General features: G+C 69.5%; 20 protein-coding genes. 2 read left to right on the top strand and 18 right to left on the bottom strand.

All coding sequences use genetic code 11. The features are described 5' to 3' along the window. Window positions 1–63: 63 nt before the first annotated feature. Together K3U96_RS11310 and K3U96_RS11305 are read right to left on the bottom strand one after the other, a co-directional pair. Entirely contained in the window at window positions 64–1,350 is a 1,287-nt protein-coding gene (locus tag K3U96_RS11310) for an HNH endonuclease (RefSeq protein WP_220693072.1), read from the bottom strand. 40 nt (window positions 1,351–1,390) lie between these two features. Then, window positions 1,391–2,935, bottom strand: a complete 1,545-nt coding sequence (locus K3U96_RS11305) for a phospholipase D family protein (protein WP_220693071.1) — start codon at window positions 2,933–2,935, stop codon at window positions 1,391–1,393. Between the two features lie 108 nt (window positions 2,936–3,043). Here K3U96_RS11305 and K3U96_RS11300 point away from each other — a divergent pair, with 108 nt between their 5' ends. Beyond that, window positions 3,044–4,231 carry a serine hydrolase domain-containing protein gene (locus K3U96_RS11300; RefSeq protein WP_230982504.1) on the top strand — a complete coding sequence of 396 codons (1,188 nt, stop codon included), beginning with the start codon at window positions 3,044–3,046 and terminating at the stop codon, window positions 4,229–4,231. A gap of 7 nt (window positions 4,232–4,238) precedes the next feature. Here the strand turns inward: K3U96_RS11300 and K3U96_RS11295 are convergent, their stop codons facing one another. Next, window positions 4,239–5,582, bottom strand: a complete 1,344-nt coding sequence (locus K3U96_RS11295; protein WP_220693069.1) for a TIGR01777 family oxidoreductase — start codon at window positions 5,580–5,582, stop codon at window positions 4,239–4,241. A gap of 65 nt (window positions 5,583–5,647) precedes the next feature. On the opposite strand from K3U96_RS11295, the gene K3U96_RS11290 reads away from it, so the two are divergent. Continuing rightward, window positions 5,648–6,325: a phosphoribosyltransferase gene (locus tag K3U96_RS11290; RefSeq protein WP_220693068.1), complete on the top strand. Its 678-nt coding sequence runs from the start codon at window positions 5,648–5,650 to the stop codon at window positions 6,323–6,325. Here K3U96_RS11290 and K3U96_RS11285 read toward each other — a convergent pair. The 15 genes from K3U96_RS11285 to K3U96_RS11215 form a co-directional block, all read right to left on the bottom strand. After that, window positions 6,322–6,642: a DUF308 domain-containing protein gene (locus K3U96_RS11285; protein ID WP_220693067.1), complete on the bottom strand. Its 321-nt coding sequence runs from the start codon at window positions 6,640–6,642 to the stop codon at window positions 6,322–6,324. The genes K3U96_RS11290 and K3U96_RS11285 overlap by 4 nt on opposite strands. A 34-nt stretch (window positions 6,643–6,676) precedes the next feature. After that, window positions 6,677–7,471 carry a DivIVA-like cell division protein Wag31 gene (gene wag31 / locus K3U96_RS11280; RefSeq protein ID WP_220693066.1) on the bottom strand — a complete coding sequence of 265 codons (795 nt, stop codon included), beginning with the start codon at window positions 7,469–7,471 and terminating at the stop codon, window positions 6,677–6,679. Between the two features lie 176 nt (window positions 7,472–7,647). After that, window positions 7,648–7,938 carry a YggT family protein gene (locus K3U96_RS11275; RefSeq protein ID WP_069404267.1) on the bottom strand — a complete coding sequence of 97 codons (291 nt, stop codon included), beginning with the start codon at window positions 7,936–7,938 and terminating at the stop codon, window positions 7,648–7,650. A 105-nt stretch (window positions 7,939–8,043) separates the two neighbouring features. Further along, window positions 8,044–8,685, bottom strand: coding sequence for a cell division protein SepF (locus K3U96_RS11270; protein ID WP_069404268.1), 642 nt, complete (start codon window positions 8,683–8,685; stop codon window positions 8,044–8,046). Between the two features lie 63 nt (window positions 8,686–8,748). Beyond that, on the bottom strand, window positions 8,749–9,501 hold the full coding sequence (locus tag K3U96_RS11265) for a YggS family pyridoxal phosphate-dependent enzyme (RefSeq protein ID WP_069404269.1): 753 nt from the start codon (window positions 9,499–9,501) through the stop codon (window positions 8,749–8,751). Then, window positions 9,498–10,205, bottom strand: coding sequence for a peptidoglycan editing factor PgeF (gene pgeF, locus K3U96_RS11260; RefSeq protein ID WP_220693065.1), 708 nt, complete (start codon window positions 10,203–10,205; stop codon window positions 9,498–9,500). The genes K3U96_RS11265 and pgeF overlap by 4 nt, the downstream gene beginning before the upstream one ends. 23 nt (window positions 10,206–10,228) lie before the next feature. Then, entirely contained in the window at window positions 10,229–11,377 is a 1,149-nt protein-coding gene (gene ftsZ, locus K3U96_RS11255) for a cell division protein FtsZ (RefSeq protein ID WP_069407941.1), read from the bottom strand. A gap of 207 nt (window positions 11,378–11,584) precedes the next feature. Next, window positions 11,585–12,421 carry a cell division protein FtsQ/DivIB gene (locus K3U96_RS11250; RefSeq protein ID WP_372514967.1) on the bottom strand — a complete coding sequence of 279 codons (837 nt, stop codon included), beginning with the start codon at window positions 12,419–12,421 and terminating at the stop codon, window positions 11,585–11,587. A gap of 44 nt (window positions 12,422–12,465) precedes the next feature. Next, the gene (gene murC, locus K3U96_RS11245) at window positions 12,466–13,887 is read right to left on the bottom strand and encodes a UDP-N-acetylmuramate--L-alanine ligase (RefSeq protein WP_220693487.1); all 1,422 of its coding nucleotides are present in this window, start codon (window positions 13,885–13,887) and stop codon (window positions 12,466–12,468) included. Window positions 13,888–13,916: 29 nt separating this feature from the next. Then, window positions 13,917–15,032 (bottom strand): undecaprenyldiphospho-muramoylpentapeptide beta-N-acetylglucosaminyltransferase, encoded by a 1,116-nt coding sequence (murG, locus tag K3U96_RS11240; RefSeq protein ID WP_220693488.1) that lies wholly within the window; start codon window positions 15,030–15,032, stop codon window positions 13,917–13,919. A 44-nt stretch (window positions 15,033–15,076) separates the two neighbouring features. Beyond that, a complete protein-coding gene (gene ftsW / locus K3U96_RS11235) occupies window positions 15,077–16,576 on the bottom strand; it encodes a putative lipid II flippase FtsW (protein ID WP_220693064.1) in 1,500 nt (499 codons plus the stop codon). Window positions 16,577–16,581: 5 nt separating this feature from the next. Beyond that, window positions 16,582–18,000 (bottom strand): UDP-N-acetylmuramoyl-L-alanine--D-glutamate ligase, encoded by a 1,419-nt coding sequence (murD, locus tag K3U96_RS11230; RefSeq protein WP_220693063.1) that lies wholly within the window; start codon window positions 17,998–18,000, stop codon window positions 16,582–16,584. A 1-nt stretch (window position 18,001) separates the two neighbouring features. After that, entirely contained in the window at window positions 18,002–19,081 is a 1,080-nt protein-coding gene (mraY, locus tag K3U96_RS11225) for a phospho-N-acetylmuramoyl-pentapeptide-transferase (protein ID WP_220693062.1), read from the bottom strand. Then, complete coding sequence (locus K3U96_RS11220; RefSeq protein ID WP_220693061.1) at window positions 19,078–20,595, bottom strand: UDP-N-acetylmuramoyl-tripeptide--D-alanyl-D-alanine ligase; 1,518 nt, start codon at window positions 20,593–20,595, stop codon at window positions 19,078–19,080. The genes mraY and K3U96_RS11220 overlap by 4 nt, the downstream gene beginning before the upstream one ends. Beyond that, the gene (locus tag K3U96_RS11215) at window positions 20,592–22,118 is read right to left on the bottom strand and encodes a UDP-N-acetylmuramoyl-L-alanyl-D-glutamate--2,6-diaminopimelate ligase (RefSeq protein ID WP_220693060.1); all 1,527 of its coding nucleotides are present in this window, start codon (window positions 22,116–22,118) and stop codon (window positions 20,592–20,594) included. The genes K3U96_RS11220 and K3U96_RS11215 overlap by 4 nt, the downstream gene beginning before the upstream one ends. Between the last annotated feature and the right edge of the window lie 31 nt (window positions 22,119–22,149).

The following is a 22,149-nucleotide window of genomic DNA, read 5'->3' as shown; positions in this document are numbered from 1 at the left end:
TCAACACCGCCTCATTCCGCGCGGGCAGCCGATGCGCGGTCGATGAAACCCGCCCGAAACATTTCAGGCGGCGTGCAGGTTGGCGAGTTCGATGCTGATGTGCATTTCGACCTCGCTGACCTCAATTGGTGGCGGGCCTGGTGGCGGTGGCGCCGTGGAGTGATACGTCGCCCCGGTCGGGGTGATGAATTCAGCCTGATGCACGCCGTCGACCTCACCGGTGCTGACCTGCCAGCCCGGGGCTTCCTTGACGTAGTTGCACCGCTCACACGATCCCGACCCGTTGACCCTGCTTGTGGGTCCACCACGGTGATGAGGCACCGCGTGATCGGTGTGGCGAATCGGGGCATCACAGTAGGGGGTGCGGCAACGCTGATCACGCAACCCGATGAACAGCGCCAACGCCTTGGGAAACCGCCGCGCGCGTGACTCCATCGCCACCAACGCCCCCGACCTGGGGTGCCGATACAACCGCCGCAACGACGCCACCGATTTCTTGTCGGCGATCGCAGCCAACACCAGCTTGCGTGCGACGGCCGCCGGGATCGGCCCATAACCGTCCACCACCGCCGGATGCTCATCATCGCCCAGCAGGCTCTGATCACTGATGATCAAGTTGACCGCGACCGGCTCAGGCTGCTCGGCAGGCCGGCCAGTGACCCGCTCGACCAGGGTGTCGGCCATCACCTGACCCCGCGAACGCTCATCAAAGGTCGTATCGGCGCTGCGTTTGAGCGCCGCATACACCCCCACCCCCTGACTCACCGGCAACAACGCCGTCACATAGGTCATCGCATCCGGGGCCGGGCGCACGGTGACGGTGCGGTCTTTTTCGGCCCTGGCCATCCGATCGACCACCGCCTGCGGATCCAGCCGATACGCAATCCTTTTCGCCTCGGCCTCGATGCGCTTATCCCCCACGCCCTCCAGGCCGGCCAGATCCGCACACAGCTCTTCGTCCAACTGCCGGCGATGCTCAACGCTCAAACACGCCGATTCACGCACGATCACCGTTGCGCGCCACTCCGAAAGCGCCCCGCACTCCAACGCCGCCAACGTATACGGCATCTCGAACACCAGCGCCTTGGCAAAACCCACATGCCGGCCCCCACACGAAGGTGCCTCCCGCCGGGCCAAGGCCACCTCACTGGCCAACCCCTGACCCCGCCGCGACCTGGGCACCCCAGCCGCAGCCTCAGCCGCCTGACGTTTGGCCTCCAACAACGCCGCAGCACGCGCCTGCCCCGCCGCCGCAGCCGACTTCAGCCGCTCCAACAACCCAATCCGCTCGACCAACCCAGCCTCATCAGCATGCAGATCCACCGCCGCCAACTCGGTCACATCGAACATGACCCGACGATACAACCGACCACCGACAACTCTCGGACCGTCAGATCCTGCCCCGAATCCGGTCGCGCCACGCCCGCCCGTCGGGGTCGTAGGCCAACCGGTACATCGGCGACGCCCACAGCCGCGTGGCGCAGCCCAGCCGCTCGGGCCGATGCGGGCGCAGGCGGCCCGGTGGACGCCGACCCTGCCGTCCTGATGCGTACCACCGTTCCAAAGCCTCTGCCGCCTCGACGATTTCACCGACCGCGGCCGTCGGGTCCGCCAACGCGCGGTCCTCGCTGCCGTCCTCGGCGCGGTCGAGATGTTCGCGCAACAGCCGCAACCTCAGGTCACGGGCGAACCCCCCGCCGGCGTCGAGCACCGCGCAGGTCAACTCGCTGTCGTGGGTCCAGGACCGCCGATTGAGATTGTCGCTGCCGACACACGACCAAATATCGTCGACGACACAGACTTTCGCGTGCACATAGACCGGGGTGCCGTCGTGGTTCTCCAGGTCGAAAACGTGCACCCGGTCCGGGCTCGCGCGCTGACAGGTCTGCAGTGCCTGCCAGCGCCCGACCAGGTTCGGCGGGAGGTCCAGCGCTCCGTCGACGTCGGGATAGCGCGGGATCACCGCGACCAGATGCAGCTGCGGGTTTGCGCGCAGCGCACGGGCGAACAGCCGGGCGACGGGCTTGGACCACAGATACTGGTCTTCCACATAGATCAGTTTGCGCGCCCGCGGAATGACCTTGTTGTACGCGCGCGCGATGCTGCGCTCGCCGTGCGGGGCGAACTCATACGCGAAATGGGCGTCCGGATAGGTGCGCAACACCTGCACGGCGTGCGGACCGCACGGCGGCGGATCGGGCGGCTGGGCGGGCAGTCGGTCGGCGTTCATGTCGGCGCCACGCAACCTGTCGCGCAGCCATGCCAGCGGGTTGAGCATGTCCAGCGACGCGGGGTCGTTCCAGCGCTCGCGAAACGTCGTGTCGAGCGCACCGACGACCGGCCCCTGCACCCGCAGCTGCACGTCGTGCCACGGCGGATGGTCGCCGTACCGCTCGGCCATCTGCATCGCCTGCGGGTCGCCGCGATGTGTGGCGTCGTCGCGGCGCGAGTGGCACAGGTCGATGCCGCCGGCGAACGCCACATCACGTTCGGGCGCACCGGGGTGCCGAACGACGACCATCTTCTGGTGGTGCGACCCGCCGATGCGCACGCGCTGGTCCAGCAGCACCTCACCACCTGCCCGCTCGATCGCCTCGCCCAGGTGCTGGTTCTCCTCCTCGCTGTACTGGAACCTGTCCAGGTGCGAGCGCCACACCAGGCCCTTGACGACGACGCCGCGCTGCGCTGCACGACAGAACAATTCGCGCACGGTCGGCCCGCCGTCGCGCATCTTCTGGTCCGGATCCCCGCGCCAGTCGGTGAAGAACAGATGATCGCCGGCGCGCAGCGCCTCCACCTCGGTGACCAGGTGGTCGAAGTACGTCGCACCGTGGATCAGCGGTTCGGCGCGGTTGCCCTCACACCACGCCGGTAGGCGCGTATCGGGGTTGCCGCGTTCCGCGCCGGTCAAAAACCACTCGGATAGGTCTGACACGTCGGAGAGTGCCCGGTTGACCCCCACGTTAAGCAGGGATCGTGGACCTGCCAAGATCCGGGCATGTCCGTCGGCACGCGCGTGTTCGCGCTGATCTGTGCGTTCGCGATGATTCCGGCGTGCGCGCCCGGCGCGGCGCCGACCCAGACCACCACGACAACTCCCGGCGCCAACAAGGCCGACGCGGTGATGCGCATCGTCGCCGACACGATGGCCGCCAAACACCTCAAGGCCGTCATCGTGCGGGTGACCGTCGACGGTAAGGAAGTCGTCACCAAAGCGGTCGGCGAATCGATGACCGGTGTGCCCGCCACCACCAACATGCATTTCCGCAACGGCGCCGTCGCGATCTCCTATGTCGCCACGCTGTTGCTGAAACTCGTCGACGAGCAGAAGGTCAGCCTCGACGACAAGCTGGCGAAGTTTCTGCCGGAGATTCCGCACGCCGACCGGGTCACGCTCGGCCAGCTCGCGCAGATGACCTCCGGCTACGTCGACTATGTCATCGGCAACACCAAGATGAACGACGCCATGTACGCAAACCCGTTCCGCCGGTGGACAACCCACGATCTGCTCACCTACTCGACCACCAAACCGCTGCTCTACGAGCCCGGCACCAACTGGAACTACTCGCACACCAACTACGTCCTTCTCGGCCTTGCGCTGGAGAAGGCCACCGGTGAACAGATGTCCAAACTCCTTGCCGACAAAGTCCTTCGGCCGCTGGGATTGACCAACACCGTGGGTTCGTCGACACCGGAGATCCCGCCGCCGGCCCTGCACGCGTTCAGCTCCGAGCGCCGCCAGTTTCTCGGCATACCTTCTGGCATACCGTTTTACGAAGAGACCACCTACTGGGATCCGTCCTGGACGATCACCCACGGCGCCATCCAGACCACCAACATCTACGACCTGGAGGCGACCGCCGTCGGCATCGGCTCCGGCCGGCTGTTGTCCGAGGAGTCCTACCAGAAGATGGTGTCCACCGACCTGCGCGGCAAGACCCGCACGCAGCCCGGGTGCACCACATGCGCGGCGATGAACGACGGCTACACCTACGGCATGGGCGTGGTGATCTCGGGCAACTGGCTGCTGCAGAACCCGCTGATGTCCGGGTACGCGGCCGTCGAGGCATACCTGCCCGCGCAGAAGATCGCCATCGCCGTGGCGGTCACCTACGCTCCCGACGCGTTTGATAACCAGGGTGATTACGCTAACGAAGCCGAAACCCTGTTCCGTCGGATCGGCGCGGAGATGGCGCCCGACGATGCGCCGCCCGTGCCGCCGGCGAAGTGAGATCGCTTCAGCCGCGGCCGAGTTCGTGAGCGAGCGCGTCCTCGATGCGCGGACGCCGGAACCGGTGCCCCAGCGACTCGAGCTTGGCGGGCACCACCTGCTGGCTGGCTTCGGCCAATTCGCGGGCGCCCTGCTCGCCCAGCAGTAACCGCGGACCCGCCGACGGCACCGGCAGCACCGCCGGGCGGTGCATCACCTTGGCAAGTGCCTTCGTGTAGTCGGCGTTGCGCACCGGGGCAGGCGCGACGGCGTTGACCGGGCCGCTCAGGCGGTCGTCATACAGCGCGCGGTAATACACGTCGAGCAGATCGTCCAACCCGATCCACGCCAGCCACTGGCGCCCGCCGTCGACCCGGCCGCCCAGCCCCGCGGCGAACAACGGCCGCAGCAGCCGCAGCGTCCCGCCGCGCGTCGACTGCACCACCCCGGTTCGCACCTGGATCACCCGCAGCCCGGCCTGCTCGGCCGGTGCGGTCGCGGCTTCCCAATCCGCCACCACGTCGGCCAGGAACCCGTCGCCGCGCGCACTGTCCTCGTCGAGCACGGCGTCGCCGCGTTCGAAACCGTAGATGCCGATCGCCGAGGCGCCGACGAAGACGCGCGGGCCGCCTGACGCCGCGAGCGCGGCGAGGCGTCGGGTCGGTTCGATGCGGCTGTCACGGATCGCGCGCTTGTGCGCGTCGGTGAACCGGCCGGCGATCGACGCGCCCGCCAGGTGCACGACGGCGTCGACGCCGGCCAGCAGCCCCGGATCCGGGCGGGCAGGATCCCACCGCCGCTCGTCGGGCGTGCTCGCCGGCCGCCGCACCAGCCGGATCACCCGGTGTCCGCCGGTGCTCAGGAACGCCGTGAGCGCCGAGCCGACGAGGCCCGATGCGCCGGTCACCGCCACCACCAGCGGATGCAGCCCGGCGGAAGCGGCATCGCGATGCGCGGCGAGGTCGTCGGCGAGTTGACGGTGCCGATAGACGAACATCGCGCTCAGCGCCGCCGCAGGCACCACGGTGTCGACCCGGTCGTACACCCGGGTGCCGCCGGGCACCTGGCTGAACTCGTGGGTGTGTGTCCAGGCTCCGATCGCTCTGACCGGCCACGACGCCGGCCCGGCCGAGGCGAGCACGTCGACGAAGCGGTGCGGTGGTGCGTACCGGGCGGGATCGTGGCGCGCCACCCAGCGCAGCCCGCCGGGCAGTGCGAGCACCGCCTGCCCGTCGGCCAGCGACGGCGTCTCCGTCAGCACCTTCATCGGTTGCCAAGGCGGCACCAGCCGACGCATCGCGCCGGGCCGGGTGTGCCAGGCGAATACCTCATCGAGCGGATGATCGACGATGCTTTCGTGCTCGATGCCCATGTTGATCCTCTGGATACCCAAATAGTCGTAGGCTGAAAGTGTTCCCTGATAGCGAAGTGGCTGCGATGAGCGGATGGAGCGGGCTCGCCCGGCGGAATACCGCGCGGATCTTCCGAAATCGGCAAGACGCCGGCGAAGCCGTTGCCGAGGAGTTGGCGGCCTACCGCGGAAAAGACAATGTCGTGGTGCTCGGTCTCGCCCGCGGCGGGGTCCCGGTCGGCTGGCACGTCGCGTCGGCGTTACGTGCCCCGCTGGATGTGTTTCTGGTCCGCAAGCTCGGTGTTCCGCAGTGGCAGGAGCTGGCGATGGGCGCGCTGGCCTCCGGCGGCGGTGTAGTGATCAACGACGGCGTGGTGCGCAGCCTGGACATCAGCGACGAACAGCTGCAGACGGTCATCGAGCGCGAAACCGAGGAGCTGCACCGACGTGAGCGCGCCTACCGGGGCGACCGTCCGCCGGTCGACATCGCCGGGCGCGTCGTGATCCTGGTCGACGACGGCATCGCCACCGGCGCCAGCATGCTGGCGGCCGTGCGCGCGGTGCGCTCCGGCGGGCCGGCCCGCGTGGTGGTCGCGGTACCCGTGGGACCGGAGTCGGCCTGCCACGAGCTGGCGGCCGAAGCCGACGAGGTGGTGTGCGTGACGACGCCGCCCGGCTTCGAAGCGGTCGGGCAGGTGTTCGAAGACTTCCGTCAGGTCTCCGACGACGAGGTCCGCGAATTACTCGCTACGCCAACGGTTTAGCGGTTGTTTTCCTCGGCCTGTTCGACGACCGTGGTCTCGGCGTCATCCTCGGGCAGGTCCGTGCCGTCGGCATAGTCGGCGTCGGAATAGTCGGCGTCGGGGTAGTCCGCGTCGAACTGCTCAGCCTCGGCGGGCGTCTCCTCGACATCGGCGGCGCCGCCGCGCGAGCGTTCCCGCACCGCGTCGACAATCAACAGCAGTACGCCGATGGCACTGGCGGCGATGCACACCCAGGCGATCAGCTCATTGCTTGTGACGACGGCGGTTACCAACGCGGCCAAGCCGATGACGGCAAGCACGAGCGCAACGATCAGCATTGACCAACCCTAGGTGGAAGGAAGCTTCGAGGCTTCAGTTATTGCCCCGATTGAATTGGTTGAACCCGGCGCTCTCGCTGTTGGCACCGGAGTCCACCGGCGCGGCCGAACCGCGCTGGCCCAGCTCTTCGAGCTGCGACTCCAGGTAGGTCTTCAACCGGGTGCGGTACTCACGCTCGAAGGTCCGCAGCTGTTCGAGCCGGCCTTCCAACACGGTGCGCTGCTGGTTGATGGTGCCCATGATCTCGGAGTGCTTGCGCTCGGCGTCGGCCTGCAAGGCGTCGGCCTTCTCCTGGGCCTGCCGCAGCTGGGTCTCCGACCGGTTCTGCGCGTCGGCGAGCATCGCATCGGCGCGCTGGCGCGCCTCGGCGACGGTGGTCTCCGCGGTCTGGCGGGCCTCGGTGACCATGGCATCGGCCTGCGCGCGGGCGTCGGCGAGCATCTTCTCGGACTCGGACTTGGCGCTGCCGGTCAACCGGTCGGCGGTCTCCTGCGCCAGGCTGAGCACCTTGGCCGCCCGAAGATGCTGGTCCTCGCTCGATGCTGCGGGGGCTTCGTACGCGGGCTGCTGCTGCACCGGCTCGGGAGCGGGTTGCTCGTAGTGCGGGATGCTCGGCGCGGCCTGCCCGCCGCCGGCGTGGGCGGACCCCAGCTCCTGCTCCAGCTCGGCGACGCGCTGACGCAGATCGGCGTTCTCTTCGATGAGCCGGGTCAGCTCGTTCTCGACCAGATCGAGAAACGCATCGACCTCGTCCTCGTTGTAGCCGCGTTTACCGATGGGTGGCTTACTGAACGCGACGTTGTGGACGTCGGCTGGTGTGAGCGGCATCGTATGCCCCCTTGGAGTCTGGACCGTCAACCGATCTCAAAGTGTAGAGCCTTGGTTTACCACTGGGCGTAACTGGCGTCCATCCTGTCACACCAGACCCGTCGGTTGCGGGTGAGGTTGATAATTAAGAATAGATTTCAAACATTTTACCTGGGCAAACCCGGGCGAAGTCGGGGTCAGGCCGCGGCGCCGAACGCGAGTTGCATTCCGATGAACGCCAGGAGCAACAGCACCATGATCGACAGGTCGAACCGTACGGCACCTATCGTGAGCTGCGGAATGAGCCGGCGCAGCAACCGCACCGGCGGATCGGTCAGGGTCATGATGAGCTCGAGGATCACCACCGTCGCGCCCTTGGGATGCCAGTCGCGGGAGAACGACCGGATGAACTCGACCACGACCCTGGCGATGAGCAGCAGCCAGAATACGAACAGCGCGAAGCCCAGGATCTGGAAGAACTGCGACAACGGAGCGACCTCGCTACGGAAGGGTGACGTTTGGCAAGAACTAGGTGCTCTCGGCCCCTCACAGCTTTGAGCGCGACGCCAGCCTACCTGCAGGGCGCGGGGCGCCTACTGATAGGCGTAGAAGCCCGCCTCGGCGATCCGTCGCCTCTCCTCGGCGCTGACGTCGATGTCTGCCGGGGACAACAGGAACACCTTGGTCGCGACCTTGTCGAATGAGCCGCGCAGCGCGAAGGCCAGGCCCGCGGCGAAGTCCACCAGCCGCTTGGCATCGGCGTTGTCCATCGTCACCAGGTCCATGATCACCGGGGTGCCGTCGCGGAACCGCTCACCGATGGTGCGCGCCTCGCTGTAGTCCTTGGGCCGCAGCGTGGTGATCTTCGACAGCGGGCTGCCGGCTTCGAACAACTCCGCCATCCGGCGCGGGTCCATCGCCAGCGCACCGCGGGTGGGGGTGCGCAGCACACCGCCGAACCGCGGCGCGGGCCGGTCGAATTCGCGCGGAGCGCGCAGCCGGTCGAACCTGCCCTCGTCATATCCGCCGCGGTATCCGGCGGGCGGGTCGTCGTAATCGCGGTCGTCGTAACCCCGCAGTCCCGGACCGTATCCGTCGTCGTCGAACCGGTCCTCGCGGGTACGACGCGAGTACCCGCGGGCGGGACCGCGGTCCTCGTCGTCGTAGTACTCGTCGTCGTAGTCATCCATCGGCGCCATGCCGAAGTAAGCCTTGACCTTGTGCAGTGTGCTCATCGCTCGCCCTTCTGGTGACTCAGGCTCTGGTGTCTGTGATGAAGATGTGACTAGAGTGACTACTCAGGGAGACGTTAGAGGACGCTGCCCCAATAGCGCGGTACCGACACGCACACAAGTGGAGCCGTGTTTGATCGCCGCCTCGAGGTCGCCGGACATCCCCGCTGACAACTCAAGCCGCTGGTGATGACGGGTTTGTACCCGCTGATACTCGGTTTCTAACCGGGCGAACGCCCGATCCGGGTCGGCGCCGAGCGGCGCGATAGCCATCAACCCGGCGAACTCGAGAGCCTCGGCGGCCTCGGCGGCCGCACACATTTCGTCCACTTGATCCGGCCTTTCCACATAGACGCCGCCGCGTTGTTCGTCGCCGTCGATGCTGAGTTGGATGTAGACGCGCAACGGTGCGCTGCGTCGCCGGTCGGCCAGCGCCTCACCGGCAGCGCGGTCGAGCGCGTCCAGCACCTTGCGGCTGTCGACAGAATGCGCGGCGTACGCCCAGCCGGCAATCGAGCGCGCCTTGTTACGTTGGATCCGCCCGACCATGTGCCAGCGAACCGGTGTGGTGCCCGCCATTTCACGCAATTGCGCGACCTTATTGGTCGCCTCCTGTTCGCGGGATTCACCAAAAGACCGGCACCCCAATTGCGACAGAATCAATACGTCGGACGCGGGAAAGAATTTTGTGATCGGGAGCAATTCAATTTCGTCGGCCGTGCGTCCGGCCGCCTGTGCGGCACGCGCGACGCGGGCCCGCACGGCGCTCAGCGCCTCGGCCAACTCGAGTTCACGCGTCGTCGCCACGGCCGCCGTCATTCCATCCACACCAACGACGCCAGCCGCCCGGTCGAGGCATCGCGGCGGTGGCTGAACAGGTTGGTGTCCTCCACTGTGCACCGCGGGTCGATGTCGACGGCGGTGACCCCCAAACCCGTTAGCTGCCGGGCGATTCCGGCCCGCAGGTCAAGGCCCGCAGTGTTTTTGGCGGTGACGGTTCGACTGCCCGGCAGCGCGGCCTCCACCTCGTCGGCCATGGCGGCGGGCACTTCGTAGTTGCGGCCGCTGACCGCGGGGCCGAGCAGCGCCGAGATGTCCTCGGCATGGGCGCCCAGGTCGAGCATCGCCTCCACCGCGCGCACCACCACCCCTTTCTGCGCGCCGACGCGACCGGCGTGCACGGCGCCCACCACGCCTGCGCGCGCGTCGGCCAGCAACACCGGAACGCAATCGGCCGTCACCACCGCCAACGCCAAACCCGGTGTCGCGGTCACCAATGCGTCGGTTTCGTCGACCGGAGCCGTCGCCGGGCCGTCGATCACCGCGACGTGATCGCCGTGCACCTGGTTCATCCAGACCACCCTGTCCTCGCCGAGGCCGATCGCGGAGCCCAGCCGCTTGCGGTTGGCCGCGACCGCGGCGGGGTCGTCGCCGACGTGGTCGCCGAGGTTGAAGGTGTCGAACGGCGGCGCGGAGACGCCGCCGGCGCGGGTGGTGCTCACGCGCCGAATGCGAACCGTCACGGTCGCCAGTATCGCCCCGAGGCTCAGCGGCGCATGAAGGGCGGCACGTCGACGTCGTCGTCGGCGATGCCACCGTCGTCGCCGCCGATGCTGACCGTCGCACCGTTGGTGTGCACCGGCACGCTTGCCGCGTCGGCGGGTTCGAACAGCGACGTGCTCACCTTGCCCGCCTTGCCCGGTTCGACGGGCTGCGCCGACGAACTCACCACCGGCTTGCGGCCGGGTCCGCTGGTATCGAAACCCGCGGCGATCACCGTGACACGGACCTCATCGCCCAGCGAGTCGTCGATGACCGTGCCGAAAATGATGTTGGCTTCCAGATGCGCGGCGTCCTGAACCAGCGAGGCGGCCTCGTTGATCTCGAACAGGCCGAGGTCGCTGCCGCCCGCCACCGAAAGCAGCACGCCCTGGGCACCTTCCATCGAGGCTTCCAGCAGCGGCGAGTTGATCGCGATCTCGGCGGCCTTCAGCGCGCGCCCGTCTCCGCGTGCCGAGCCGATACCCATCAACGCGGTCCCCGCACCGCTCATGACGCCCTTGACGTCGGCGAAGTCGACGTTGATCAGGCCCGGTGTGGTGATCAGGTCGGTGATGCCCTGCACGCCGTTGAGCAGGACTTCGTCGGCGCTGCGGAACGCGTCCATCAGCGACACCGCGGCGTCACCCATCTGCAGCAGCCGGTCGTTGGGAATGACGATCAGGGTGTCGCAGCTCTCCCGCAGCTGGGTGATGCCCTGTTCGGCCTGGTTGCTTCGCCGCTTGCCCTCGAAGGAGAACGGCCGGGTCACCACGCCGACGGTCAGCGCACCCAGCTTGCGGGCGATGGTCGCGACGACCGGTGCGCCGCCGGTGCCGGTGCCGCCGCCCTCACCCGCCGTGACGAACACCATGTCGGCGCCGCGCAGCAGCTCCTCGATGTCGTCCTTGGCGTCTTCTGCGGCCTTGCGCCCCACTTCGGGGTCGGCCCCGGCGCCCAGGCCGCGGGTGGAATCGCGACCGACGTCGAGCTTCACGTCGGCATCGCTCATCAACAGCGCCTGCGCGTCGGTGTTGATCGCGATGAACTCGACGCCTTTGAGGCCCTGTTCGATCATTCGGTTGACGGCATTGACGCCGCCACCGCCGATGCCGACGACCTTGATCACGGCGAGGTAGTTATGCGGGGGGGTCATCGATCGCCTTCCTCCCAGATTGCCAGTACAAATGCCGAACGGCTTGAAACACTCCCGTTAACTCTCAACCTCAACCAGAGGGTTATAGTTATGTCAAGTTGTTCCGCGTAGCCAGAACGGTAGGACGAGGGCGCGGGGTATCCATGCAGGCGCGCCGACGCGCGTGTCGAGATTTTTGTGGATCTTGCGGTACCGCCGACCGGGCCGCTATTTGACCGTAGGCAAATCCGGGGTGGACACGTCGTAGATGTGGCCGGGCTGGGTGAGCAGCGCGGCCAGCGTGAGCGCCTTCTCTTCGGTGCGGTCGGTGGTGCCCCACACCACTTCCCGGCCGTCGGCCAACTTCAGCGTGATCGCCGCGACCGACGGCGCGGAGATCCGGGCGATCTGAGCGGCGACGTCGGGCGGCAGCGAGGTCATCACCTGCAGCGCGGCCCTGGTGGGCGGATCGTTCGGGCCCGGCGTCGCCGTCTCGAGGTACGGCACCCCGGCCGGCGGGGTCGCGGTCGCGAAATCCACTCCGTCGCGGTCGAAGAGGTGCGGCCCGTCCGGATAGTCCTTGACCACGACGGGCACCCGTTCCACGACGGTGATCCGCAACGTCGACGGATACTGCCGCTGCACGCGCGCGCTGGCCACCCGGCGGATCAGCGCGACGCGTTCGGCCACCGAGTCGGTGTTCACCTGCAGCAGCGGCGTGCCGGGTGCGACGGCGGCCGCGCCGATGACCTCCTCCTGGGGTATGGCGTCGACGCCCACCACCGCGATGTTGCGCGCCGACATCACCGGCGTGAAGTACAGCAGCAGGCCGAGGCCGACCACGATCACGCTGAGCAGCGCCGACCACATCAACACCTTCAGGCCCCGAACCGTGCCCCTGCCAAGCTTTTTCGTCTCGTCGACGGGCTGGCCCATGGCCCGGCGCTTGGCTTCGCGCCGAGCCTGCTCGATCGCCGTGGCGCGGGCCTGGGCCGCGCGGCGTTCTTCGCGCTCCCGGCGCGCCCGGCGGCGCGGGCCCTCGTAGTCCGGTGCGGCGGCGGGCATCACCGGTTCGGCGGCGTCCTCGGTGTTGGTGTCGCCGGGCTCGGTCATCGCAGCGCCGTCCCGGATCTGCCCGGCGCGCTGCGGTTGGCCTTGGCCTGCAGTGCGGCCAGGATCTCGGTGCCCAGCATGGTCACGTCGCCGGCGCCCATGGTGACCACGACGTCGGCGGGTTCGGCGATCTCGGCGACCCGTTCGGCGACGGCGGAGAAGTCCGGGACATATCTGACCGGCACGCTGACGTGTTCGGCAATGCTCGCACCGCTGACCCCGGCGATCGGTTGTTCCCGCGCGGCGTACACGTCGAGCACCACCACCCGATCCGCACCGCTCAGGGCCTCCCCGAACTCACGGGCGAAAGTCTTTGTGCGCGAATACAAGTGGGGCTGGAACACCACGATCGAGCGGCCTCCCCCGGCCTGCTCGGTCACGGTGCGCACCGCGCTGAGCGTCGCGCGGACCTCGGTCGGGTGGTGCGCATAGTCGTCGAAGACGCGGACCCCGTCTGCTGATCCGACCAACTCGAAACGCCTGCGGACGCCTTCGAAGCCGGCCAGACCGTCGAGCACCGCGTCCACCGACGCACCGGCCTGCATCGCGGCCAGCAACGCGCCCAGCGCGTTGAGCGCCATGTGGCGCCCGGGCACCGAGAGCCGCATCACCCGCGGATGCGGTTCGTCGGCCAGTTGGATGTGCGCCACCGCGCCGGTGTCGTGCTGCTCCCAGCTGAGCAGCGTGGCCGCCAGGGGTTGGCCGGGGTCGCTGCCGTAGCGCAACACCTGGATGCCCAACGCCGCGGTGCGCGCCCCGAGCGCGGCCGCGCCGGCATCGTCGGCGCAGACGACCAGCGTGCCACCGGGTTTGAGCCGTTCGACGAAATCGTCGAACACCGATTCGTAGGCCTCGACGCTGCCGAAGAAGTCCAGGTGATCAGCCTCGATGTTGGTCACCACCGCGACGTCGGGGGTGTACTCCAGCAGCGAGCCGTCGCTTTCGTCGGCCTCGGCGACGAACACCCGACCGCTGCCGTTGTGCGCGTTGGTGCCCGCTTCCCCCAGATCGCCTCCGACGGCGAACGACGGGTCGAAACCGCTGTGCTGCAACGCCACGATGAGCATCGACGTGGTGGTGGTCTTGCCGTGGGTGCCGGTGACCATCAACGTGGTGTGACCCGCCATCAGCTTGGCCAGCACCACCGGCCGCAGCACCACGGGGATCCCGCGCCTGCGGGCCTCGACGAGTTCGGGGTTGGTCTTGGGTATCGCGGCGTGCGTGGTGACCACCGCGGTCGGCCCACCGGGCAGCAGGTCCAGCGAGGACTCGTCGTGGCCGATACGGATCGCCGCCCCGCGGGCACGCAGCGCCAGCACACCGCGGGATTCCTTGGCGTCAGAACCCGACACCATGCCGCCGCGGTCGAGCAGGATGCGCGCGATGCCCGACATGCCCGCTCCCCCGATGCCGACCATGTGCACGCGCTGCAGGTCGTCGGGCAGGCTCACCTGACGTCCCTCCGGCCGGCGCGGGCGACGTCGATGGCGATCTGGGCGACCCGCTGTGCGGCGTCGCGGTGCCCGGCCAGCGCGGCGCCCGCAGTCATCGACTGCAACCGACCGGTGTCGGTGAGCAGTCCGGCCACGGTGTTGGCGACGAAAGACGGTGACAGCTCGGCGTCGTCGACGATCAGCCCGCCGCCGGCGGTGACGACGGGCAGCGCGTTGAGCCGTTGTTCGCCGTTACCGATGGGCAACGGCACATACACCGCGGGCAGGCCGACCGCGGTGACCTCGGCGACCGTCATCGCCCCTGAGCGGCAGATCGCCAGGTCGGCGGCGGCATAGGCCAGGTCCATCCGGCTCAGGTAGGGCACGGCGACGTACGGCGGATCACCGTCGGCGGGTTCGCGAAGATCGAGCGTGTTCTTCCGGCCGTGCGCGTGCAGCACCGAAATCCCGGCGGCGGCGAGGTCTTTGGCGGCGCCGGCCACCGCACGGTTGAGCGACTGGGCGCCTTGGGACCCGCCGAACACCAGCAGCACCTTCGCGTCGTCGGCGAAGCCGAAGTATGCCCGCGCCTCGGCCCGCGTCGCCGCGCGGTCCAGTGCGGTGATCGCCGCGCGCACCGGCACCCCCACCACCTCGACGCTCCCGCGCAGCCCCGGGTCGGCCACTGCGGAGAGCACCCGGCGCGCCGAGCGCGCGCCGACCCGGTTGGCCCAGCCCGCGCTGGCGTTGGCCTCGTGCACCACCACCGGAACGCCGCCGCGGGCGAGGCGGCCGCGCGCGGCCAGGTACGCCGGCAGCGCCACGTATCCGCCGAACCCCACGACGACGTCGGCGCGGACGTCGGCGAGCACCGCGCGGGTCTGGCGCACCGCACGACGCACCCGCATCGGCAGCCGGACGAGGTCACCTGACGGTTTGCGCGGCAACGGGACCGGCGTGATCAGCTCCAGGTCGTAGCCGCGTTCGGGGACCAGCCGGGTTTCCAGGCCGCGTTCGGTGCCCAGCGCGGTGATCCGCACCGTGGGATCGAGCGCGGTCAGGGCGTCGGCGACCGCCATAGCCGGTTCGACGTGCCCCGCGGTACCACCGCCCGCGAGCACCACTGACAACCGCCGGTCGTCCCCCTGCCATCGAGGGACCGACACCGAGTCCTTCACCCGTAACGCTGACCTTCCAATGCGCGAGACCGCCGGCCCTTCTCAGGTCGGCCGCCTCCATGATGCCTTGAGGCCCGCACCGGCCGAGCAGCCGCGTGGGCTTTGCGGCGGTTGTCGGCGGCCGGCTTGCGCGCAGTCTTGGCGGACGCGGCCCGCTTTTTCTGGTTGACCTCGCGCGTGCGCAGCCGGTCGCGCAGCGCCTCGGTGCGGGTCGGCACGTACGGCGCGGGCGGGGGCAGCCGCAACAGCCGGTTCACCCGGTCATCGCGCCCAGCGCGCAGCGCCGCCACCGCCTCGGGTTCGTGTCGTGCCGCGTTGGCCATCATGCCGATGATGAACAGCGTTGTGGCCGTTGAGGTTCCACCGGCGGAGATGAGCGGCAGCTGCAGCCCGGTGACCGGAAGCAGACCGACCACGTACCCGACGTTGATGAAGACCTGGCCCATGATCCACAGCGTCGCGGTCGCGGTCACCAGCCGCAGGAAGGGATCGGCCGAGCGCCGGGCGATCCGCATGCCGGTGTAGGCGAACAACCCGAACAGGCACAGCAGCCCGGCGGCGCCGATGAAGCCGAGTTCCTCGCCGATGATCGCGAAGATGAAGTCGTTGTGCGCGTTGGGCAGGTAGTTCCACTTGGCGGAGCCCTGGCCCAGCCCGTCGCCGAAGAATCCGCCGTTGGCCAGCGCGAACCGTGCCTGTTTCGCCTGATAGCCGGCGCCCTGCGAGTCGGCGGTGGGGTTCAGCCAGGACATCACCCGGTCAGAGCGGTAGCCCTCGACCATGGCGAGCACGGCCGCCGACGCCATCACGGCCAGCAGCGAGGACAGGAACACCCGCAGCGGCAGGCCTGCGTACCACAGCAGCGCCAGCAGGATGATGCCCAGCGACACCGTCTGCCCGAGGTCGGGCTGGGCGACGATGAGCGCCAGCGCGATGACGGCGGCGGGCACCAGCGGCACCAGCATCTCGCGCAGCGACGCCTGCTCCATGCGGCGCGCGGCCAGCAGGTGCGCACCCCAGATCGCGAACGCGATCTTCGCCAGCTCCGATGGCTGCATGGAGAAGCCCGCCACCACGAACCAGCCCCGGGAGCCGTTGGCCACCTTGCCGACTCCGGGGATCAGCACCAGGATCAGCAGCACGATCGTGATGGCGAAGCCGCTGAACGCCAGGCTGCGCATCAGCTGCACCGGCAGCCGCAACGCGACGTAGAACCCGGCCAGCCCGACGATGGTCCACAGCAACTGCTTGGCGAACACCACCCACGGCGAGCCGTCCTGATCGTAGGAGTAGACGCCCGAGGCCGAGAGCACCATCGTCAAGCCGAGCGTGGTGAGCAGCGCGGCCACGGCGATGATGAGGTGAAACGACGTCATGGGCCGGCCCAGCCAGCTGCCGAACCGGGTGCGCGGCACCCGCAGGTCCGATTGCTGCGCGGCAGCGTCTGGTGAAGCGCCCGTCCTGCGATGACGCAACCGGGTCAGGATGTTGCTCATCGGCGCTACCGGGACAGGGCGCGCACGGCCGCGGCGAACGCGTCGCCGCGGTGCCCGTAGCTGCTGAACTGGTCGAAGGATGCCCCGGCGGGCGCCAATAACACGGTGTCGCCGGGTTCGGCCAGGTCACGCGCGGCGGCTACGACGGCGGTCATCACCGCCTGCCCCGTCTCATCTGTCCCATTTGCCCCAAGCACCCCAAAATCCTCCCCCGTCACAGGCGTAACGACGGGGACATTCGGTGCGTGTCGCGATAACGCATTGGCAATCAGGTCACGGTCGCGTCCGATCAGCACGGCGGCGACCAGCCGATCGGCCACCGAAGCCACGAGGCCGTCGACCGAGGCGCCCTTGAGCAGCCCGCCGGCGATCCACACCACCCGCGGATGCGCGGCGATCGAGGCCTGCGCCGCGTGCGGGTTGGTGGCTTTGGAGTCGTCGACGTAGGTGACGCCGTCGACCGTGGCCACGACCTCGGCGCGATGCCTGCCGACGTGAAATCCGCGCAGCGCGGTGGCGACGGCGTCGGCGGGCACGTCGACCGCGCGTGCCAGCGCGGCGGCGCCGAGCGCGTCGAGCACGCCGATCGGGCCGGCGAGTGGGAGCGTGGCTACCTCGGCCAGCCGCACCTGGTCGCCGAACGCGTTGTCGATCAGCATCCCGTCGCGCACGCCGAGCTCATTCGGGCCCGGCTCCCCGAGCCGGAAACCGGTGCGCACCGACGCCGCGGCCGTCTCGAGCAGGCCCGAGGCCACCGGGTCGTCGAGCCCGACCACGGCGACCCGGCCGTCGAGCACCCGGGCCTTGTCGCGCGCGTAGGCCTGCAGCGACCCGTGCCAGTCCAGGTGGTCTTCGGCGACGTTGAGCACCACCCCGGCGTCCGGTCGCACCGATGGGGCCCAGTGCAGCTGGAAGCTGGACAGCTCGACGGCCAAGATGTCCGACGGTTCGGCGAGCACGTCGAGCACCGGGTTGCCGATGTTGCCGCACAGCACCGCTCGCCGGCCCGCGGCGACCAGCATCGCGTACAGCATCGAGGTGGTGGTGGTCTTGCCGTTGGTGCCGGTCACCACCAGCCAGCGACGCGGCGGCCCGAACCGGCCCGCGCGGTCCAGCCGCCACGCCAGCTCGACGTCGCCCCAGATCGGCACGCCCGCGCGGGCCGCGGCGGCCAGCACCGGGGTGGCCGGGGAGAAGCCCGGGCTGGTGACCACCAGCGCGTAGTCGCCGATGTTGGCCTCGGCCTGCGCGGTCGTCACGACGGCGGCGGGGGTGATCAGCCGCTGCAGCGCCAACGGGTCGTCGTCGCAGATCGTCAACCGCACGCCGGTGGGTTCGAGCACGGCGCTGACCGAGCGCCCGGTGAGGCCGGCGCCGGTCACCAACACCCGGGCGCCGCGCACCAGCGGAGCGAGGTCGGTCACGTCAGGCCCCGACGGTGGTGAGCCATTCGCTGTAGAACAGCGCCACCCCCAGCCCGCAGGCGATCGCCGTCAACAGCCAGAACCGGATGATGACGGTCGTCTCCGCCCAGCCCACCAGCTCGAAGTGGTGGTGGAACGGCGCCATGCGGAACACCCGGCGCCCGGTGGTGCGGAACGCCATGACCTGCACGACCACCGATACCACCTCGGCGACGAACAGCGCGCCGAGCACCACCGCGAGCATCTCGGTGCGGCTGGCGACCGAAAGCCCGGCGATGATGCCGCCGAGTGCGAGCGAACCGGTGTCGCCCATGAAGATCTTGGCCGGCGCGGCGTTCCACCACAGGAAGCCGATGCACGCGCCCGCGGTGGCCGCGGCGATGATCGCCAGGTCCAGCGGATCGCGCACGTTGTAGCAGCCGAGCCCGGGGGTGATCGCGCAGGCGTTGCGGAACTGCCAGAACGTGATCAGCACGTAGGCCGCACACACCATCGCCATCGCGCCGGCCGCCAGCCCGTCCAGCCCGTCGGTCAGGTTCACCGCGTTCGACCAGGCGCTGACGATGAGCACGCAGAACAGCACGAAGATGGCGGGCGGCAGCGTGACGGTGGCGATCTCGCGGACGTAGGACAGTTCGGCGCTACCGGGTGTCAGCCCGTCGGCGTTGCGGAACTGCAGGGCCAGCACCCCGAAGATGACCGCGGCGGTCAGGATGCCGACGGATTTGGCAGTCTTGTTCAAGCCGAGGTTGCGCGACCGCCTGATCTTGATCAGGTCGTCGATGAAGCCGACCAGGCCGAGCGCGGTGGCCAGGCTGAGCACCAGCAGGCCCGAGGCCGACGGGCCTTTACCGTCGATGACGACGCCGACCAGGTGGGTGCCCAGATAACTGGCCCAGATACCCGCGACGATCGCCACGCCGCCCATCGACGGGGTGCCCCGCTTCTTGTGGTGGCTCGGCGGCCCGTCCTCGCGGATCTCGTGGCCGAACCCCTGCCGGGTGAACAGCCGGATCAGCACCGGGGTCAGCAGGATCGACACCGTCAGCGCGATGCCGACGGCGATGAGGATCTGCCTCATCCGTCGTCCCCGTCGGTGGACTCGGCGGCCCCAAGATCGAGCAAAGCGTCGGCCAATGAGCCCAGCCCCGCCGCGTTGGACGCCTTGACCAGCACCACGTCGCCGGGCCGCAGTTCGGCCCGCAGCAACGCCAGCGCGGCGTCGGCGTCGGCGACCATGGTGGCCTCAGAGCCCCACGATCCCTCCATCACCGCACCGTGGTGCATGGCGCTCATAGCCCTCCCGGTTCCTACGACGACGAGTCGTGACACATCTAATCGCACGGCAAGCCGACCGATGTCGTCATGCTCGGATATCGCGTCGTCGCCGAGTTCGGCCATCTCGCCGAGCACCGCCCAGCTGCGGCGTCCCCCACCGTCGCGCGCCATCCAGGCCAGCGCCTTCAACCCGGCCCGCATCGAGTCGGGGTTGGCGTTGTAGGCGTCGTTGACGATCGTCACGCCGTCGTCTCGGGTCGCGACCGCCATGCGGTGCTGCGATACCGGGCCCGCCGCGGCCAGCGCACCTGCCACCTGTTCGATGGTGGCGCCGCATTCCAGCGCGACGGCCGCCGCGCACAGCGCGTTGGATACCTGGTGATCGCCGTGCACCGCCAGCGCGACGTCGACCTGACGACCGGCGGCGTGCAGCCGAAAGCGTGGCCGCGCCAACGCATCCAGCGTGACGGCATCGGCCCACACGTCGACGTCCGCCGCGCCCGGCTCCCTGCTGACCCGGACCACCCGGGCGCGGGTCAGCTCGGCCATCGCGGCCACCGTGGCGTCGTCGACGTTGAGGATCACCGCACCACCGGGCGGAACGGCTTGGGGTAGTTCGGCTTTCGTCGCCGCGATGGCCTCCCGTGAGCCGAACTCCCCGAGGTGCGCGGTGCCCACGTTGAGCACGACCGCGATCGACGGGACCGCGATGGCGGCCAGCGCCGCGATGTTGCCCCGGTGTCGCGCCGACATTTCCAGCACCAGGAAGTCGGTGGACTCCGTGGCGCGCAGCACCGTCCAGGGATGGCCGAGTTCGTTGTTGAACGAGCCCGGCGGCGCGACGACCTCACCCAGCGGTGCCAGCACCGCGGCCACCAGGTCCTTGGTCGAGGTCTTGCCCGAAGATCCGGTGATGCCAATGACTTTCAGCCCACCGCCGACGAGTTCGCCGGCCACTGCGGCGGCCAGTTTCGCCAGCGCCGCCAGCACCGCGGCCCCCGAGCCGTCGGCGTCGTGCTCGAAGACCAGCCCGCCCCGGTCGGCCGCGGCCGGGGTGGGCGTCACGACGATGGCGGGCACCCCGACCGGCCGCGCGGCCAGCACCGCGACCGCACCCGCGGCGACGGCGGCCGCGGCGTGGTCGTGTCCGTCGGCGCGCGCGCCGGGAAGCGCGAGGAACAGCCCGCCGGGGGTGATGGCGCGCGAGTCGAACTCGACGGTCCCGGTGACCTTGGTGGCCGCGGCTTCCTGCGCGCTGATGTCGGCGAGCCGGCCCCCGACGATGTCGGCGATCCGGGCCAGCGACAGGGCGATCATGTGCGGTGCTCCAATGCTTGCAACGCCGCGGCCAGCACGTCGCGGTCGTCGAACGGGCGGGTCTGGCCGTGGCTGGTCTGCCCGGCTTCGTGGCCCTTGCCCGCCACCAGCACGACGTCGCCGGGCCGCGCCCATGCCACCGCGTGCTCGATTGCCTTGCGGCGGTCGCCGATCTCGACGACGTCGGCGCGGCCACCCGCGGCGCCGGTGAGGATCGCCGCGCGGATGTCCTCGGGGTCTTCGTCGCGCGGGTTGTCGTCGGTGACCACGACGAGTTCGGCGAGCTCGGCGGCCACTTGGCCCATCGGCGCGCGTTTGCCCGCGTCCCGGTTGCCGCCCGCACCGAACACCACCGCGAGCCGGCCGGTGCATTGTTCGCGCAGCGTTTCCAGCACGGCCTGCAGCGCACCGGGTTTGTGTGCGTAGTCGACCAGCGCGAGGAAGCCCTGACCGCGGTCGACGGACTCGAGCCTGCCGGGCACCGTCGCCGTGCGCAGCCCGGGTGCCGCCTGCTCGGGTGATGCCCCGACCGCGTCGAGCAGCGCCACCGCCAGCAGGCTGTTGGCCACGTTGTAGCGACCGGGCAGCCCGATGCGCAGCCGGTGGTGCACACCTTCGGGGTCGACGGCGATGAACTCCTGGGCGGCCGCCGCCGAGCCCGCGTCGACCGTGCGGATGTCCTCGACGCGCCAGTCAGCGTCGGGGGCCGTCGTGCTCACCGACACCGGGTGGCGCGCCAGGGCCGCCATCGCGCGACCCGCATCGTCGTCCACGCACACCACCGAAACGTCTGCGCAGGTGGGTGATTCGGGGTCGAACAGGCGCGCCTTGGCGTCGAAGTAGTCCTGCATCGTCGGGTGGAAGTCCAGGTGGTCGCGCGACAGGTTCGTGAACCCGCCGACCGCGAAGTGCACCCCGTCGACGCGACCCAACGACAACGCGTGGCTGGACACCTCCATCACCACCGTGTCGACGCCGGCTTCGAGCATCACCGCCAACAGCGCCTGCAGGTCGGGGGCCTCGGGGGTGGTCAGCACGCTGGGCTGATCGCGTCCGCCGATACGCACGCCCACGGTGCCGATCAAACCCGCGACCCGGTCGGCCGCGCGCAGCCCGGCCTCCACCAGATAGGTGGTGGTGGTCTTGCCCGACGTCCCCGTCACGCCGATGACCCGCAGCTTCTCCGAAGGGCGCCCGTACACGGTGGCAGCCACCTCGCCGAGCACCGCGCGCGGCGCCGGATGCACCAGGACGGGCACCGCGACGTCGCCGCCGATGTGGTCCAGCCCCTCGGGGTCGGTGAGCACCGCGGCCGCACCACGACCCAGCGCCTCGGCGACGTGGCGGGCGCCGTGTGATGCGGCCCCGGGCAGCGCGGCGAACAGGTCACCGGCCTCGACGTCCTTGCTGCGCAGCGTCACGCCGGTGACCTGGATGTCGGGCGACCCGGCCGGCACCGCCGCCAGCTGCTTGGCGAGCTGCCCGAGCGCGGCGCCGGCGGGATGGCTGGGACGCAGGTTCATGGCGGATGACACAGTACCGGCCTGGCCGGGG

The organism is Mycolicibacterium holsaticum DSM 44478 = JCM 12374, assembly GCF_019645835.1.
Taxonomy (GTDB): domain Bacteria; phylum Actinomycetota; class Actinomycetes; order Mycobacteriales; family Mycobacteriaceae; genus Mycobacterium; species Mycobacterium holsaticum.
The sequence above is the reverse complement of the archived record's forward strand: the minus strand, read 5'-3'. Positions and strand labels throughout refer to the sequence as shown.